This is a genomic window from Metaclostridioides mangenotii (assembly GCF_018917235.1).
Taxonomy (GTDB): domain Bacteria; phylum Bacillota; class Clostridia; order Peptostreptococcales; family Peptostreptococcaceae; genus Metaclostridioides.
The window spans coordinates 145,019-163,013 of sequence record NZ_JAHLOF010000006.1; the positions used below are offsets into that span (position 1 = coordinate 145,019).

The window sequence follows — 17,995 nt, forward strand, 5'->3', positions numbered from 1 at the left end:
TAATGACCCTAGAATAACTGTGATTACATCGGTAACTTGTGAAGTATTATCGTAAATATTACCATGCCTAAAAGAGCAAATGGATAAGTTGCACCATATCCTGCTGCTGGGTCGTCACTATCTAAAGCTTCAACAGCAGCACCTAGCCCAGGAGTAGAAGTCATTCCACCACATATCGCTCCAGACAACATCGGCCAATTGATTTTTAAGACGTATTTTCCAACTACAAATCCCAAAAGCATACCAACTACACCTATAATCACCGAGGCTATACCAAGATATGCTCCAGTTCCAACTAAAGCATCTACAGCCTGATATCCATACTTAAGTCCAACAATTGCTAAGAAAAATGCAAGGGCAATATCCCTAAGTATACCTAGCGTTTTTGAATCCATTCTAAAGCTAATACTTCCAATTTTTCCTATATATCCTAAGATCAAAGCACCTATCAATACACCTCCAGTTGATCCTAAGCTAAAGTAACCTATAAAAGGTAAATATATATTTATATTTCCAATGACATAACCAACCATACAAGCTAGTATAAATCCAGCTATATCGAATTTAGTTTCCTCTATTGAATTAACATGACTACTTTCTTTTCTTGCATCGATTAGTTCTTTACGATATTGTAACTTCTCTTTTTCAACATCAATTTTAAATATATTTGGAAAGAAGTTTACTGCTAAAATTACTATTAAAACTCCAAAAGGATAACCTATTGCATGCCCCGCTCCTATACTTCCTTCAGCATTTGTTATGTATTGGCTTTTTATATCATCTGTAATCTTAAACTTTTGAACGTCTTTTGGAATATCTTTTACTCCCGCCATTTCTAAAAATTTGATTTTATCTGATTTGCTCATACTATCGTATTCTTTTGTTTTTTCAATTGCATGGCCTCTTGCAGTTTCAATAGCTGCAGCAAGACCTGGAGAACTTGTTAAAGCTCCAGTATATACACCAGAAATCTCATATGGATTTGAATCTTTACTGAATAAAGTCAAAGCATATGTGGTAGCTGCACTCATAAAAGTTATTAGTAAACCAAGTACAACAAACTTTAACCCATACTTTCTTAAAACAATACCTATATCTTTAGCTGCTAATAATCCAACTGCACAAACAAATATAATCAAGAAGATATCAAAAAAACTACTTGAAATTACTCCTGAGGATATTAAATTTTGTGCTGCTTCATATCCTTTTTGTCCCTCATTGATTGAAGTTGCATATTTAAACGCCACCCACCCAATGACAAGTCCTGTAAATAACGCCCCTGATATACCAAAGCTAAATTTCCCAAACTTTATCTTTCCAAATATTAAGCCTGTAACAATTGCGACAAACATCAATATAAACTGGCTTAGAAATACTTCTGTAAAGCTAAAACTCATGCGATATTCCTCCTCGTATAGCTGAAAACGTTCGCCAGAGAATTATCTAACACTCTCGCTAACACAAACAACTTCTAAATTTAAAGATTTAAATAACCACTTTTATACAGGTAAACTTTTTTATGAAATTTAGATATTTCTTTGTGAAAAATATAACTTTTGACTCGAGTAATGTTTTGATACTAGGATTATCCTAAAAATTTAGATTACGCAATTTAAATTAAGCCGAAAATTCTCAGCATAAAACTTTTGTCCTTTAATTTTATATCTGATTGTGAAAATGATTTTGAATAATAATTTGACTGTGCGCACATTTTTGAAAATACTGATTAATGTCATTCTCTTGAATCCATAGAATACATATGGTTTCTTCTGTGGTGTGTAGGTGAAGAAAGAATTCTCATATACAGATAATTCTTTGAAGACCTATTTATGATAAGTTTAATAGTTTAGACTAAATTAGATTAATCTTCTTTTTTGTTAACTAATTGTTAATTTTCATATTTATGTTAAATCTATATTAAATTTGTTAATTCTATATTAAACCAAAAAGTTACTTTTTTGCAACACATTTCTTTATACATATTTTGACACACAGATAGTTATAAAATGCTATATTAAACCTCTTTATCATTTTAATTATTCTGAAATTTCTAAAATTTTTTAAATGAATTTTGTATTAAAGCTTTAATTTGACATTTAACCTTATAGTAGAAATCCCTCTTTTTTACCTGTATTATGTTTTTATTTGAATTAAAAAAGTGCCTATAAGTTATAAACTTATAAGCACACAATGATTTAAATTATAGAAAATGATTTTTATAGTATTGGATTTCCTCAATAATATAGTTTATATTTTTGATTAAAACTAGTTTTTATCTATCAATTCCATAAATACATTCTCAAGAGAACTATTCCCTATTACTTCATCGGTTGTTCCATATGCAATTACATTTCCATTTTTTATAATTGCTATTCTATCACATATTTTCTCTGCCACTTCTAGTACATGTGTTGAAAAAAATATACTTCCTCCGACACTACAAAATTCTTTCATAATCTCCTTTAAAGTAAAAGCTGCTTTAGGATCTAGACCAACAAATGGCTCGTCTAATATCAGTAGCTTTGGACTATGAATTAAGGCTGATATAATAGCTAACTTTTGTTTCATTCCATGTGAATAAGAAGATATCGTGTTGCCAAGATCTTTATCTAAATCAAATCTGTTCGAATAAAATTTTATTAAATCTTGCCTTTTTGTTTGATGTACCTTAAATATATCGCCTATAAAATTTAGATATTGTAGTCCTGTTAAATACTCATACAAATCAGGATTATCAGGTATATATGCAAATATCTTTTTGCATGCTATTGGATTACTTTTAATGTTCTTTGAATCAATTAGTATTTCCCCTTCATCAAAATCATGAATTCCAACTATTGCTTTTATTAATGTAGTTTTTCCAGCCCCATTATGACCTATAAACCCAAATATTTCACCACATTTTATATCAAAAGTTATATTATTTAAAACTTTTTTATTGTTCTCAAATGATTTAGACACTTTATTAATGTTTAACATTCTTTTGCCCCCATTCCGATTTTTGTTATACTTAATATATAACAAATAGATTTAAAATTCAAGTATTTTATTTTAAATATTAATCCTTATTCTTAAATTAAAAATCACGGATATTTCCGTGATTTTTAATTTAAGAGTAATATTTATTTCATTTCTCCCATAGTGTCATTAACAATACGCTTTTTGTCCAAATTTGTAACTTTAGCATCTTGTTTAGCATTCATCATTTTCTTCGCATCTTCTGTATTGGTCATCAATAACTCTGCTGGATCCCTTGATTCTAGTATTAAATCTTCTTCAAGTTCTCTTTTTTCTGGACTTTTCATATTATTTTTATTTTTATTTCTTTTAGACATTTTTTGACATCTCCTAACTTATTTTTAAAGTAACATATTATTTTCTTTTATTAGACATCATGTTATCTTTTTTCATTTCCATTGTTCTCATAGCATCTTCTGCTGTATCCATTAAATCTTCTGCTGTATCTTTTACTGCATTAGAAGTTTTTCTCACACCTCTTTTAAGATCTTTTTGCATATTTTTCATGCTTTTTTTCATTTTATCCATCGTAAACACCTCCTAAAAATTATATTTATTACTTATAAATATGGTGTCCAAGATTTTTATCTTTATTTATTATTTCTTGATTTTTTGAAAAAAAAGAATTAGCTGTATCTAAAGATTTATAAATCATTTAAGATACAGCTAATTCTTTTTTATAGTGATAGTCATTTATTGAGGATGTGAGGGATAACTATCACTATACTTAGGGTATTATTATTATGGTTTTAAGTTAGCAATATTTCTCTTACTTGAGTATATAATACATCCAGTATATGAATTTATTGTGATTTTAATATGAAAATGCATTGAAACCTTTTAATTTTTAAATTCTATTTTAAAAACTACAGAATTATCCTTATTTTTCATACAATAATCAAAACCATGGTTTTTTAGTATTTGACTAACTATATAAAGTCCCAATCCACTTCCACCAGTCTTTCTAGAACGAGATTTTTCAATCCTATAAAATGGGGTAAAAATCTCATCTAAGTATTTTTTCTCTATTGTAATACCAGTATTTTCTACTTCCAATATCACCCTAGCATTGCTTTTCTTATATAATCTTACATTTATTTTTTCATTTTCTGGAGTGTATTTAATCGCATTGTTTATTATATTATTAATAGCTCTAGAAATTCTCTCAGTATTAGCAATAACAGATACGTCTTCTTGTATAGAAAGAGATGTATCTATATTTTTCTCTTCAATAAGAAATAACTGCCTTTTTACTAAATTTTGAAGTAGTTCACTCATGTTTATAATCTGTTTTGACTCGGTTCCTAAGTTTAGATCTTGATCTAAAATTTCCATTTTTGAAATTTCTATCATTTCTTCAACAAGTTCTTTTAATTCTTGAGTACAATCATATGACTTTTTAAGGTAAGTATCCCTGTCTCTATATTTACCTACATTGTAAATCATACCTTCAATTTGACCACTAATTATTGTAATAGGAGTCTTTAATTCATGAGATATAGTAGCAACGAAGTCTTTACGATTATTTTCCTGTTTTCTTTCAATTTCAATAATTTCAATTAGTGGTTTTGTAATCACATTCGAATATATAAATGCTCCGATGACAGCAATTATTATAGCAACTGCAATGATATAAGGCATAAGTTTTCTAATTACTTCACTTGCCTCGTCTATAGGTTGTAGAGGCATAATTATTTCAAGTGTATATGGTTCTTCTGAATCTGATGTGTTAATGGGCATTGTAACTCTATACTCGTCGTTTATATTGCTCGACATATATCTGCTATATTTAAGAAGAACAACCTCATTTTTACCATAGACAACTCTACCATTATGGTCTTTTAACAGAATAGCTAGATTTTGATCTTTCGCCATATAATAAAGTCTTTCTTCCAAAGCTCCCGTGTCATCTCTCTTCGATGTTTTTGTTAAATATCCTAATTGTGCTTCTAATGAATCAATCTTATATTCATGGTAATACGACGGTAACATAAAATACAGTATCAAGTATATTGCAAGTGCTAATCCTAATAGCAAACTTGTTGTTATAGAAAATAGTTTGTACTTGATACTCATTTTTTCCCATTTATCAAATATCCTTCTCAAGTGTGTAACCTATTCCTTTCACAGTTTTAATGTACGGTATAGATATTTTTTTTCTTATGTTTTTAATATGAGCATCAACTATTCTTGTATCACCATAATAGTCATAACCCCATATGCTGTCTAATAATCCTTCTCTTGTAATAACTTGAGGGTATTTTTCTATCAAATCTTTCAAAATATTAAACTCTTTTAGAGTTAACTCTACAGCATTTCCATCAACTTCAGCCTCATAAGTATTAAGATCTAATTTTAACTTCTCAAACACTAGAAATTTATCATTCATTATTTTGCTACTTCTTCTTAAAACTGCTTCAACTCTTTTTACGAGTAAATTAAATGAAAAAGGTTTAGTTATGTAGTCATCACACTCTAGTTCAAAACCTTTCAATTGATCTGTCTCCTGATTTAAAGCTGTTAGAAAAATTATTGGCACACTTGATGTTTGTCTTATCATTTTACAAACACCATATCCATCTAAATTTGGCATCATTATATCTAAAATAATTAAATTGTAATTTCCTTTTTTAAATTTTTGGATTCCTTCAAGTCCATCATTAGCATAGTCTACTTCGTACCCTTCAGCTGTCAGAAATTCTACTATCAGCTCTTGGATACTGGCATCATCCTCTATTACTAGTATAGATGAATTCATAGTATCATTCCTTTCCATAAAAAATATGAACCACCTACATTGTACACCATTTTTGTGAACTTTAGATGAAAATTAAGCAATATTTTTATAAAGAAACTTAAGAAATCTTCAAGGTTTTTACAATAAAAATTATTAGCAAATATTAAAATTTTAAAAAAGACTATTGAATTATCTGAAATTCTTCAATAGTCTTTACATAATTTGTATATTCTCAATTAAATAACTGATTTATTACTAATATATATTTCTATTTTTTAGTCTTAGTGCATTTGTAACAACTGATACAGAACTTAAACTCATAGCTGCCGCTGCAATCATAGGATTAAGAAGAGGTCCTCCAAATATATAAAGAAGCCCAGCTGCTACCGGTATACCAATTGTATTGTATCCAAATGCCCAGAACAAGTTCTGCTTGATGTTTTTTATAGTTTCATCACTTAACTTAATTGCAGCTGGTACATCCATTAAATCACTTTTCATAAGAACTATGTCTGCAGATTCAATGGCAACATCTGTACCACTACCAATTGCTATTCCTATATCCGCTTTTGCAAGTGCTGGAGCATCATTGATTCCATCTCCTACCATCGCTACAAATTTACCTTGACTTTGTAATTTTTCTACTTCGTTAGACTTATCTTCTGGTAATACCTCAGCTAAAACTACATCTATACCGACTTGCTTAGCTATTGCATTTGCAGTCTTAACATTATCACCAGTAAGCATAGCTACTTTAATTCCCATACTGTGTAGTTTATCTATAGCTTTTTTACTGCTTTCTTTAACTACATCTGCAACTGCTATGATCCCGGCTAGTTTGCCGTCTATAGCAATATACATAGGAGTCTTCCCTTGTGCAGCAAGTTCATCCGACTTTTCTGCTAATCCTTCAAATTCTACTTCTGTATTTAACATTAGCTTTTTATTTCCAAGAATAACTATTTTACCATCGATTTTTACTTGTATACCAAATCCAGGTATAGCTTTAAAATCGTCAACTTTAACAACTTCTATTCCTTTTTCCTCACCATATTTAACAATAGCTTCACCAAGTGGATGCTCAGATCCCTTTTCTGCACTTGAAGCTAATTTAATTAAATAATCTTCGTCTATATTGTTTACTACTATGTCCGTAACTTTCGGCTTTCCTTCTGTTATTGTACCTGTCTTATCAAAAACTACAGTTTGGATTTTGTGGGTAGATTCTAAAGCTTCCCCTCCTTTTATAAGTATCCCGTTTTCAGCACCCTTACCTGTACCCACCATAATTGCTGTAGGTGTTGCAAGACCAAGAGCACAAGGACAAGCTATTACTAATACAGAGATAAAGATAGTAAGTGCAAATACTAAATCTTTACCACCGACAAAATACCATAATACAGAAGAAATTAAAGCTATAGCTATTACTGTAGGTACAAAGTATCCTGATACTACGTCAGCTAACTTAGCTATAGGAGCTTTTTCTCCTTGAGCATCTTCGACTAGTTTAATTATTTGTGCTAAAGCAGTATCACTTCCAACCTTCTTAGCTTCAAATTGAATCGTTCCATTTTTGTTTATACTTGCACCAGTTACTAAATCACCAACTTTTTTCTCAACAGGTAAACTCTCACCTGTAAGCATTGATTCATCTACTGAAGTATATCCATCTATAACTATACCATCTACAGGTATTTTACTTCCTGGTTTTACAAGAATAATATCTCCAACCTCAACTTCTTCTATTAAAGTTTCAACTTCTTTGCCATCCATTAAAACTATGGCTGTCTTAGGTTGAAGCCCCATAAGTTTTTTAATAGCCTCTGAAGTTCTACCTTTAGATCTAGACTCTAAATATTTACCAAGAAGTATAAGTGCAATAATTATACCAGCACTTTCAAAGTAAAGTTGATGGTCGTGCATCTCCATTACATGACCACTAGCAATTTGAAAAGTAGTATATAGACTGTAAATAAAAGCAGCTGATGTACCTATCGCAACTAATGTATCCATATTTGGGCTTAAGTGCACTAGTGACTTAAATCCATTTATATAGAATTTATAACCTGCAATCATAATCGGAATTACTAAAATTAACTGGATCAATGCGAAGTTTAAAGTATTCGTCATAGGGTTTATTATTTCTGGTACTGGCCAAGGCCCTAGAGGTTTAATAATCATAGGCCCCATTGCTATATAAAATAGTGGTATAGCAAACACAATAGCTACTATAAATTTTTGGAACAGTGATTTCATTTCTTTTTCTTTTCTTAATTTATCCTCATCTTCAGCAACGTTTTTTCTTGCCTCATCATCAAGTGGCTCATATCCAGCTTTAGTAATGGCTTTCTTTATTTGTGAAAGTCTTACTTTTGATGAATCATAATTAATACTTGCCTTTTCAGTAGCAATATTTACACTTACACTTTCTACTCCATCTAGTTTTTTTACTACTCTTTCTACAGCTTTAGAGCAAGAAGCACAGGTCATTCCACCAACTTTCATATCTATTTTTTTGTTGGTTTCTTCTTTTATAACACCATACCCAGCTTTTTCTATAGCTCTCTTTATGTCATCAAACCCAACTTCATCATTGTTATATTCGATCTTTAATTTCTCTGTAGCTATATTTACATTTTGATCGGATACTCCATCGAGCTTGCGTACAGTTCTCTCTACTGCTTTTGCACATGATGCACATGTCATACCTGTTATTTTGTATGTTTCAGTGATATTATTTGTACTCATAACATCCACTCCCTTCGAATTGATAAGCTCTATCTAATATCAATTATACCCCCTATAGGTATGATTAATCAAGATTTTTTATAAAATATTTAATTATATTTATGTAGAAAGATTATGTAAATCTACCTATTGCTTAATAATACTCACCTTGGAGATATTCTAGATTTTCAAAATCTAAAAAAATGTCAATTGTACATCATCACTCTTTTCTTTTAGCATCTTTTTACGTATTTGATCTGAATAGTCTTTTGATAAAACATATTTTTTTAACAAAGGATTAATCATAGAATACAGTTCATTTTTATACAATTTGTCCAATCCACCATTTCTATATAGGTAATCTATTTTTTGATATAAGTTTGGAAATTCTCTCTTTAAGAAGTTCATAAATACGTATTTGGTAGGTCCTCTGAGATTTAGAGTTCCTGGTAAAATATAATGAGCTTCTATTTCCTTAGTTTTAACAAATAACTCCTCAACATCATTATGTTTATCCGTTATGTAAGGAATTATTGGCATCATATGAACACCTACTGATGCATTTGTTTTTCTAAATTCCTTCAACATTTCTAGCCTATCTTTAGATTTCACAGTATTTGGCTCGATTTTTTTTCTTAAATCTTCATTTACAGTTGTTACTGTAGACGCTACATTTACATAAGTAATTCTAGATAGTTCGTCGATAAGGTCGAAATCTCTAAGTATTAAATTTGATTTTGTGGAGATAATCATTGGTGTCTTATATTTTATAAAAAGCTTTAAAATGTCAGGCATTATTTTGTATTTAGTCTCTATTGCTTGGTAGTTATCCGTTACCCCACCTAGGTTTATTATTTCTCTATTCCATTTTGGGGATTTAAGGTGTTTTTCTAGTTTATCTACTATATTAGTTTTTACATATATTTCTTTAAAGAAATTTTCAGTCCCTATATCTAAACCCATATACTGATGAGAATAAAGTGCATAGCAGTATTTACAGCCATGTATACATCCCCTATATATATTTAAATCCCATTCATATGGAATTTTTCTTTTTAATTTGTTTACTGCACTTTTACATTCGATTTCTTTATAAGTAACATGTTGGTACATATTATCCCCTCCTTATACAAGTATTATAATATAGTTTTATCAATTTTAACAAAATTTAATATTAAATAACAGTAGTTCCAATATATATGATATTTTTTCGACATTTTAAAACATTTATATACTTTATACTATATGTTTTCTTGTACAGGGGATCTTACTGTGATATAATAAATAAGTTATTTAATTTGAAGGGAGCAACATAAATGTTATTAAAACATAAAATCATAAATATCGCGGTTATAGCCCACGTTGATGCAGGTAAATCTACCTTAGTCGATGCATTTCTTTCTCAAAGTGGTGTCTTTAGAGACAATGAAACTGTTAGAGAACGTGTAATGGATAGTAATGATATAGAACAAGAGAGAGGAATTACTATTTATTCAAAGAATTGTGCTATAAACTATAACGATTATAAAATAAATATAGTAGATACTCCTGGTCACAGCGACTTCTCCTCAGAAGTTGAGCGTGTTATGAAAACTGTAGATACAGTTATACTTCTAGTAGATGCTAGTGAAGGGCCTATGCCTCAAACTAGATTCGTACTTCAAAAATCATTGGAATGCGGATTGAAGCCAATTCTATTTATAAATAAAATAGATAAAAATGATCAAAGAGCAGAAGAAGTCGTTGACGAAGTTTTCGACTTATTTGTTGAGTTAAATGCAACTGATGAACAATGCGAATTCCCAATAATATACGGAATAGCTAAACAAGGTATTGCAAAACACGAAATGGATGACGAAAATACTGATCTTTCACCTCTATTCGAAACAATTACCAAGCATGTTGAGGCTTATCCAGACTACAATGAAGAACCTCTACAATTCCAAGTATCTTCTCTTGCATATGACGACTATATCGGTAGACTTGGTATTGGTAGAGTTTACAAAGGAACTTTAAAAAATGGTTCTAATGTTTCTATTTGTAAAGGTAATGAAGTCGTAACAAGAGGAAAAATCTCAAAATTATCAGTTTATGAGGGATTAAACCAAATTGAAGTTGATGAAGCTGCAAGTGGAGAAATTGCTGTTATTGCTGGTATTCCAGACATATCTATTGGTGAAACATTATGCGATCTAGATCGTCCTCTTCCAATGGAAATGATAAAAATAGAAGAACCTACTCTGTCAATGAACTTCTTAGTAAATGATTCTCCTTTTGTTGGAAGAAGTGGTAAATCAGTTACAACAAGACAATTAAAAGACAGACTTGAAAAAGAACTTGAAGTTAACGTAGGTCTTAGAGTAGATCCACTTGAAACTACAGATGGATTTAAGGTTTCTGGACGTGGTGAACTTCACTTATCAATACTTCTTGAAAACATGAGACGTGAAGGATACGAAGTTGGTGTATCTAAACCTGAGGTTCTTATGCATAAAGATGAAAACGGTAAGTTATTAGAGCCAATTGAGAGAGTTATAGTAAACTGCCCTGATATTTATTCAGGAACAGTTATAAATGAGTTAAGTCTAAGAAAAGGTATGATGGTCTCTATGGCAGCTGAAGGAGACTACGTAAAAGTTGAGTTCTTAGCACCTACTCGTGGACTTTTAGGTTATAGAAGCCAATTTATAAACTCTACTCATGGTGAGGGTACTCTAGTTAGATCATTTGAAAAGTTCGAAGAATTTAAAGGTGAAATACCTTCTAGAAACAACGGTGTATTGATTGCACAAGGACCTGGTGTTACAATGGGATACTCTTTAAACGCGTTAAGTGATAGAGCTACAATGTTTGTTGATCCTGGTGTTGATGTATACGAAGGTATGGTCATAGGTATGAACTCTAGAAAAGATGATATGGTAGTCAACCCATGTAAAAATAAGAAAATGAGTAACGTGCGTGCCTCTGGATCAGATGATGCGATAAAATTATCTCCTCCTAAGATATTTACTCTAGAAGAAGCTCTTGAATTTATTGAAGCCGATGAACTTGTTGAAGTTACTCCTGATTCAATAAGACTTAGAAAAAAATTCTTAAACGAACACGACAGACTAAGATACAACAGATCAAGACAAGCTAACTAGTTAAAGTTAAATACATGCTAACTGAAATACAAATTATTTGTATTCAGTTAGCTTTTTTATGTTTTAATATTAAATATCATACATACCATAATATAATTGATATATACTATAGTTATAACTATCAAATGCAGTTACTCCTCAGGATTTACGACTAAATAATTTAATGTTATAATATCAATGTTAAAATATAATTAATGAAAGGAGCATATTATGATCTTTATTGTAATAATAGCAATAATAGCTATTATAGCTATATGGTTTATAGCATCTTATAATGGATTTGTTAAGCTAAAAAATAGATTAGAAGAAGCCTTCTCTACTATGGATGTGTATTTAAAGAAACGTTATGATCTTATACCTAATTTAGTAGAAACAGTTAAAGGTTATGCAAAACATGAATCAGAAACACTAGAAAAAGTAATTGAAGCAAGAAATTCTGCTATGAATTCAACGACAATAGATGATAAGATTTCAAATGAAAAATCACTTCAATCTACGCTATCTCATTTATTTGCACTAAGCGAATCATATCCTGATTTAAAAGCGAATACAAATTTTATGACGATGCAAAATGACTTAAAATCAATGGAAGGAGAAATCGCAAATTCTCGTAAATACTACAATGCCATGGTAAGAGAATTTAATACAAAGTGCGAGTCTTTCCCATCAAATATAATCGCTTCAATGTTTAATTTTAAGAAGCAACCGCTATTTGAAATTGATGATGACACACATCGTGATAACATTAAGATTTCGTTTTAAAAAAAGATATAGGAATACCCTATATCTTTTTTATAAGGAGGTTATATGAATAAGTTTATAAAACATTTACTAAGTATATTCTGTTTGCTTTTAATATTGTTTACTACAACTAGTAATGTATTTGCATATAGTAATTTTCAGATGGATGCATATAATGTTGTAATGGATGTAGAAGAAGATGGTGTTATCCATGTTACAGAAAAGATCAATATGGATTTCTTTACGCCTAGTCATGGATTGTATAGTGAAATCCCAATAGAATATAAAATGGATTTTGGAAATGGAGAAAAGAAATATATTTTCCCTGTCAAAAATATAAATGTAGAAAGACATCAATTCGATGTCGATTACGGATTTGAAAGCGTAGTCATCAAAGCTGGTGATCCTGACTATGAATTTACTGGCAAAGAATCTTATGTATTAACTTACGACATACATACACGAGATTTAAATTTAAATGGACTTCAAATGTTGTATATGAATATTATTCCTACGAATATTAACGCTGATATTCACAATGTTTCATTTACAATAAATATGCCAAAAAAATTTGATACTAGCAAAATTAATTTTACAAGCGGTAAATACGGAACCGAAAATAGCAATAATAGTAATGTGACTTACAATGTACAAGGAAATTCAATTCATGGTTCTTATAAAGGATATTTAAGACCAAATGAAGGAGTTACAATAAAAGTAAATCTTGAAAACGGATATTTTAATTACGCAAAACCTACTGATATCTCTTCTATTATTATGATAGTATTTGGTATATTAGGAGCTATTTTACTCCTTAAGTATTTTACTAAAGGAATAAATAAAGTAATTCCAATTGTTTCATTTGAACCTCCAAAAGATTTAAATAGTGCTGAAATCGGATATGTTATAGATGGCACTGCAAATCATGAAGATACCACATCACTTATTATTGAATGGGCTACAAAAGGTTATATTAATATTCACGAAACAGAGAAAAAATCATTCGAACTAGAAAAATTAAAGGACGCTGATGATCAATTAGAAAAATATGAACAAATGTTATTCAATAAAATTTTTTATAAGGAACGTGTAAGTTTTGAGGAGCTAAAGGAAAAAAATATAGGTGAAGAATTCCAGGCAACTGCAGCCAAAATTGAGGGTAAATTCGCCTTAAAAGATAATAGTATATTTGATGGAACGTCTGGTCGATTAAAAACCCTTGCTTTTTTTCTTTCTTTAAGTGTCGTAGCGATTACCACTTTCTTATATTTCTATAAAAGTTATTTGATGATATCATCATCTCTGGCAATGTCCGGAGTAGTATCAGTATTTTTTATTATTTTAATTCTTCCATGGTTCTATATAGGTAAATATCGTTATAAAATGAAACAAACTACAAAAACATTGCTCTATATTATATTAGGAATATTTACGGGGCTTATAATGTTAATATTCTTTTTATATTTTGTTGATTTGTCACCTATGAATACAGCTATTGCTTCATTTATAATTATCGTATGTATTTTTATATTTGTTTCTCCAACAAAACGTAGTATGAAAGGCCATGCTTGGTTAGAAGAAATTCTCGGATTTAAAGATTTTATAAAATATGCTGAGAAAGATCGCTTAGAGATGTTAGTTCAAGACGATCCAACATACTTCTACCACGTCTTACCATATGCTTATGTATTAGGAGTATCAAATGTATGGGCGAAGAAATTTGAGGACCTAGCCGTACCTAAACCAACATGGTACTATGGGCCTAACTATAGTACTTTTTCCACTGTTTACTGGATGAGTTCTTTCAATCGATCAATGAGTTCTCTAAGAACTGCATCAACTCCAATCATTAATACTGGTGATTCAAGTGGAGGTTTTGGAAGTGGCGGTTCATCAGGCGGAGGATTCTCTGGCGGTGGATTCGGCGGCGGAGGTCGAGGTAGCTGGTAACTTATTTATATAAAAAGGCAATAGCTTAGATAGCTATTGCCTTTTTATATTTTGATATTACATTTTTTAAATAAGTTTTATTATATATTTTATACTAATTTCCTGTATTTACATAGTTAGCTGCCTGCACTGCTGCTATTGCTCCGTCTGAAGCTGCAGTTATAATTTGACGTAAAAACTTAGTTCTATTGTCTCCTGCTACAAAAACACCTTCAACTTTTGTGGTACAAGACTCATCTGCCACAATATACCCTGCTTTATCTAGTTCAAGAATATTACTAAACATTTGATTCTTTGGCTCAAGGCCAATCGCTACAAATATTCCGTTTACAGTTATTGTACTTATTGAATCATCTTTAAGATTTTTAATTTTTATTTCTCTGACTTTTGAGTCTCCAGTTATTTCATCTACTCCACTATCGTATATTATCTCGATATTTTCTCTTTTTAAAACTGCATCTATTAGGATTTTGTCTCCTCTAAACGAATCTCTTCGATGTATTAAATAAACTTTTGTACAGTTATTCGCTAGGAAAAGTGCATCTTCAAGTGCTGTATTTCCTCCACCTACAATAGCGACATCTTGATTTTTAAAGAATGCTCCATCACAAGTAGCGCAATATGTAACACCTTTTCCCGTAAACTCTTTTTCACCTCTACATCCTAATTTACGTCTTTCTACTCCATTTGCTATAATTACAGTTTTTGACTCATGCTCACCAGAGGTAGTCTTAACAATTTTATAGTTTCCTTTATCTTCAATTTTTTCAACTTCTTCGAAATTTATCTCAACACCTTGTGATATTGATTGATTGTATATATTATTGGCAAAATCAAATCCAGAAATTTTTTGTATTGATGGATAGTTTTCAACTTCAGCAGTCCCAGTAACTTGTCCCCCATAAACACTCTTTTCATAAACAGCTACACTTAATCCTGCTCTAACCGCGTAAAGTGCCGCTGTGAGTCCTGCTGGTCCAGCACCTATTACAATTACATCTTTCATGTTCTTCCCTCTTTCCTATTAGATTATTTATTAAAATTTTTATTTATAGTTTAAGTATATATAAACTTTTACTCGAAGTAAAACAATATTTTATACATAAGAAAACTGCAAATACACTAATATTTACAGTTCAACTTTATTGCCTATTTTTTATTTCTATGTTTTATATTATGTTTTCGTTATTGTTAATTTTCATTTACATTATCCAAAGCGTTTGATTCTGATATATATGATAATACTGATAATCCATACATAAATAATATCAATCCAGCTGATATTAGTAGTATTGCCATTACATCGCCTCCTTTTATAGTATTGTAAGCTTACCATATGAACTGAATATGAACTTTACTTGAAAATACCCCTCATTTAATATAATAATAATCAGTAATTTATAAGTTCTTTATTTTTTACCCCAAGTATATTATAGATAATTTTTTACTAAATATTCCATTTATATTGCAATATTATCACTTGCTTATTAAATATTATACCCATAATATATTTAATTTAACAAAGAAAATCTTTTAAATTTCTATATTTTTGATAGGTAAAGCATAATTTATTACATTGGATTTAAATAAACTTCTTTATCTAAAATTAAATATTTAATTCACTTTAAAATATTCGTATTATTTAAGTATTTTCTTATAAAACTAAAGCTATTTTTTGATTTATCAATCTAAATTTTTGTATATAAAATTTCATATTTATGTGTATTTTTTATTTTGTTAAAAATAAATTATTTATTTTTTCAAAATTTTGCTTGACATTATTAAATTATTTTCATAAAATGGTTATTAAATATTTAATACAAAAAAGGCAATGATTAGGAAGAGTAAATCTAAATCAGTTAATAGAGATGGAAACCCACCGGCTGAAAAGTTTCCTTAACACGAGAGATCGAAAACTACCTATGAGCTTCTATCTGAAGTTATCAATAGATTTTAGTAAGAATAGACGTATAACTTACGTTAAAGTACAAGTGGATTTTTTATAAATCAATTTGGGTGGAACCGCGGGAATATGATTCTCGTCCCTTTTTAGGGACGGGAATCTTTTTTATTGAAAATTTTCAAGAAATCTATTGTTTTTGATATTTTGCAAACTACTAAATATTTTTAAATATATAACAAAATATGAAATTATAAATTTATATAAATTAATGTAAAAAATTCGGAGGTAAAAATATGGACTTTATAAGTACTCGTGGAAATAATGACAAATTAACAGCATCACAAGCAATAATAAAAGGAATTTCAAATGATGGAGGACTTTATGCACCAAGCTATTTTCCAAATATAACAAATAAACTAAAAAATTTTATAGATATGACTTACTCAGAAATTGCTTTTGAATTATTAAAAGAGTTTTTAACCGACTTTAAAGTTGATGAAATTAAAAATTGTATACAAAACTCTTACGATGAAAAATTTGGATATAAAAATGCTGTTAACATAAGAAAGGTAAATGATTCATATTTTTTAGAGCTTTATCATGGACATACACTTGCTTTTAAAGATATGGCCCTGACAATAATGCCTCATCTTCTAAAAACTTCTATAGAAAAAATCGGAATAAATAATGAAGTCGTTATTTTAACTGCAACTTCAGGAGATACTGGAAAAGCTGCACTTGAAGGATTTAAAGATGTTGAAAATACTAAAATTATTGTTTTCTTCCCTGAGGATGGTGTTAGTGCCATACAAAAACTTCAGATGAAAACTCAAAAAGGCAAAAACACTCATGTAGTTGGCATCAGAGGCAATTTTGATGATGCTCAATCTGCTGTAAAAGATATTTTTTCAGATGAAAAATTTTCAGAAGAGCTCCTAGAGAATGGATATGTACTCTCTTCCGCTAATTCAATAAATATCGGAAGATTGCTACCGCAAGTAGTTTACTATTTTTATTCATATATAAACTTAGTCTCTACTGGTGAAATAAATATGTATGACAAAGTAAATTTCGTTGTTCCGACTGGAAATTTCGGCAATATACTTGCAGGCTACTATGCAAAAAAAATGGGACTTCCGATAAATAAACTTATTTGTGCTTCAAATGACAACAATGTACTGTATGACTTTTTTAACACAGGTAAATACGATAAAAATAGAATATTAAAACTAACCACATCCCCTTCGATGGATATTTTGATATCAAGCAACCTGGAAAGACTATTGTTTGAAATATCCGATAGAAATACTGCTACAGTAAAAGGTCTAATGAATAATCTAAACTCACAAGGTTATTACGAAATAGACAGTAATATGAAGCGCAAATTGGACTCTTTCCATGCAGAGTACTCTAATGAAGCAGACGTAAATAGTACTATAAAAAATGTATTTGAGAGTTTTAACTATCTTGTAGATACTCATACCGCGGTTGCATACAATTGCTATAAAAATTACGTTCAAAAAACTTCTGATAATACTAAAACGATCATTGTAAGCACTGCAAGCCCTTACAAATTTTGCGAAGATGTTTTAAAATCTTTAGAACATGATACATCAAATTTAGATGACTTTGAGATTGCAGATAAATTACAAGATTTATCAAAAGTTAAAATACCTGATTCAATATTGAGATTAAAAGAGGATGAAATAATTCATAAGAATATTTCAGATAAAGATAAGTTAAAGATAGAGATCAAAAAATTCTTAAAGGTGTAGG

At 29.8% G+C, this 17,995-nt stretch carries 13 protein-coding genes and 1 other annotated feature; of the genes, 4 read left to right on the forward strand and 9 right to left on the reverse strand.

Annotated features, from left to right (window positions below):
- Positions 1 to 23: 23 nt before the first annotated feature.
- The 8 genes from KQI18_RS10305 to KQI18_RS10340 all read right to left on the reverse strand — a co-directional run bounded on the left by KQI18_RS10305 (position 24) and on the right by KQI18_RS10340 (position 9,595).
- Complete coding sequence (locus KQI18_RS10305) at positions 24 to 1,397, reverse strand: hypothetical protein (RefSeq protein WP_216467761.1); 1,374 nt, start codon at positions 1,395 to 1,397, stop codon at positions 24 to 26.
- A gap of 868 nt (positions 1,398 to 2,265) precedes the next feature.
- Positions 2,266 to 2,979, reverse strand: coding sequence for an ABC transporter ATP-binding protein (locus tag KQI18_RS10310; protein ID WP_216467763.1), 714 nt, complete (start codon positions 2,977 to 2,979; stop codon positions 2,266 to 2,268).
- A gap of 143 nt (positions 2,980 to 3,122) precedes the next feature.
- Positions 3,123 to 3,335: a hypothetical protein gene (locus KQI18_RS10315; RefSeq protein ID WP_216467765.1), complete on the reverse strand. Its 213-nt coding sequence runs from the start codon at positions 3,333 to 3,335 to the stop codon at positions 3,123 to 3,125.
- Positions 3,336 to 3,372: 37 nt separating this feature from the next.
- Positions 3,373 to 3,546, reverse strand: a complete 174-nt coding sequence (locus KQI18_RS10320) for a hypothetical protein (RefSeq protein WP_216467767.1) — start codon at positions 3,544 to 3,546, stop codon at positions 3,373 to 3,375.
- A 312-nt stretch (positions 3,547 to 3,858) separates the two neighbouring features.
- On the reverse strand, positions 3,859 to 5,124 hold the full coding sequence (locus KQI18_RS10325) for a sensor histidine kinase (protein WP_216467768.1): 1,266 nt from the start codon (positions 5,122 to 5,124) through the stop codon (positions 3,859 to 3,861).
- Entirely contained in the window at positions 5,108 to 5,776 is a 669-nt protein-coding gene (locus KQI18_RS10330) for a response regulator transcription factor (RefSeq protein ID WP_216467864.1), read from the reverse strand. The genes KQI18_RS10325 and KQI18_RS10330 overlap by 17 nt, the downstream gene beginning before the upstream one ends.
- Before the next feature lie 234 nt (positions 5,777 to 6,010).
- Positions 6,011 to 8,503, reverse strand: coding sequence for a heavy metal translocating P-type ATPase (locus KQI18_RS10335; RefSeq protein WP_216467769.1), 2,493 nt, complete (start codon positions 8,501 to 8,503; stop codon positions 6,011 to 6,013).
- A gap of 174 nt (positions 8,504 to 8,677) precedes the next feature.
- Positions 8,678 to 9,595 (reverse strand): SPL family radical SAM protein, encoded by a 918-nt coding sequence (locus KQI18_RS10340; protein WP_216467770.1) that lies wholly within the window; start codon positions 9,593 to 9,595, stop codon positions 8,678 to 8,680.
- 203 nt (positions 9,596 to 9,798) lie between these two features.
- Here KQI18_RS10340 and typA point away from each other — a divergent pair, with 203 nt between their 5' ends.
- The 3 genes from typA to KQI18_RS10355 all read left to right on the forward strand — a co-directional run bounded on the left by typA (position 9,799) and on the right by KQI18_RS10355 (position 14,316).
- Entirely contained in the window at positions 9,799 to 11,625 is a 1,827-nt protein-coding gene (gene typA / locus KQI18_RS10345) for a translational GTPase TypA (protein WP_216467771.1), read from the forward strand.
- 210 nt (positions 11,626 to 11,835) lie between these two features.
- Entirely contained in the window at positions 11,836 to 12,387 is a 552-nt protein-coding gene (locus KQI18_RS10350; protein ID WP_216467772.1) for a LemA family protein, read from the forward strand.
- A 45-nt stretch (positions 12,388 to 12,432) separates the two neighbouring features.
- Complete coding sequence (locus KQI18_RS10355) at positions 12,433 to 14,316, forward strand: DUF2207 domain-containing protein (protein ID WP_216467773.1); 1,884 nt, start codon at positions 12,433 to 12,435, stop codon at positions 14,314 to 14,316.
- 94 nt (positions 14,317 to 14,410) lie between these two features.
- Here the strand turns inward: KQI18_RS10355 and trxB are convergent, their stop codons facing one another.
- Entirely contained in the window at positions 14,411 to 15,322 is a 912-nt protein-coding gene (trxB, locus tag KQI18_RS10360; RefSeq protein WP_216467775.1) for a thioredoxin-disulfide reductase, read from the reverse strand.
- Between the two features lie 816 nt (positions 15,323 to 16,138).
- Positions 16,139 to 16,366 (forward strand) — a binding site (T-box leader).
- 146 nt (positions 16,367 to 16,512) lie between these two features.
- Here trxB and thrC point away from each other — a divergent pair.
- Positions 16,513 to 17,994 (forward strand): threonine synthase, encoded by a 1,482-nt coding sequence (gene thrC, locus KQI18_RS10365; RefSeq protein ID WP_216467777.1) that lies wholly within the window; start codon positions 16,513 to 16,515, stop codon positions 17,992 to 17,994.
- The last annotated feature ends 1 nt before the right edge of the window (position 17,995 follow it).

What these genes read in the sequence shown, in the direction of transcription:
- KQI18_RS10305 (WP_216467761.1), bottom strand. Translation starts at nt 1,397, where the DNA reads ATGAGTTTTAGCTTTACAGAAGTATTTCTAAGCCAGTTTATATTGATG.
- KQI18_RS10310 (WP_216467763.1), bottom strand. Translation starts at nt 2,979, where the DNA reads ATGTTAAACATTAATAAAGTGTCTAAATCATTTGAGAACAATAAAAAA.
- KQI18_RS10315 (WP_216467765.1), bottom strand. Translation starts at nt 3,335, where the DNA reads ATGTCTAAAAGAAATAAAAATAAAAATAATATGAAAAGTCCAGAAAAA.
- KQI18_RS10320 (WP_216467767.1), bottom strand. Translation starts at nt 3,546, where the DNA reads ATGGATAAAATGAAAAAAAGCATGAAAAATATGCAAAAAGATCTTAAA.
- KQI18_RS10330 (WP_216467864.1), bottom strand. Translation starts at nt 5,776, where the DNA reads ATGAATTCATCTATACTAGTAATAGAGGATGATGCCAGTATCCAAGAG.
- KQI18_RS10335 (WP_216467769.1), bottom strand. Translation starts at nt 8,503, where the DNA reads ATGAGTACAAATAATATCACTGAAACATACAAAATAACAGGTATGACA.
- KQI18_RS10340 (WP_216467770.1), bottom strand. Translation starts at nt 9,595, where the DNA reads ATGTACCAACATGTTACTTATAAAGAAATCGAATGTAAAAGTGCAGTA.
- typA (WP_216467771.1), top strand. Translation starts at nt 9,799, where the DNA reads ATGTTATTAAAACATAAAATCATAAATATCGCGGTTATAGCCCACGTT.
- KQI18_RS10350 (WP_216467772.1), top strand. Translation starts at nt 11,836, where the DNA reads ATGATCTTTATTGTAATAATAGCAATAATAGCTATTATAGCTATATGG.
- KQI18_RS10355 (WP_216467773.1), top strand. Translation starts at nt 12,433, where the DNA reads ATGAATAAGTTTATAAAACATTTACTAAGTATATTCTGTTTGCTTTTA.
- trxB (WP_216467775.1), bottom strand. Translation starts at nt 15,322, where the DNA reads ATGAAAGATGTAATTGTAATAGGTGCTGGACCAGCAGGACTCACAGCG.
- thrC (WP_216467777.1), top strand. Translation starts at nt 16,513, where the DNA reads ATGGACTTTATAAGTACTCGTGGAAATAATGACAAATTAACAGCATCA.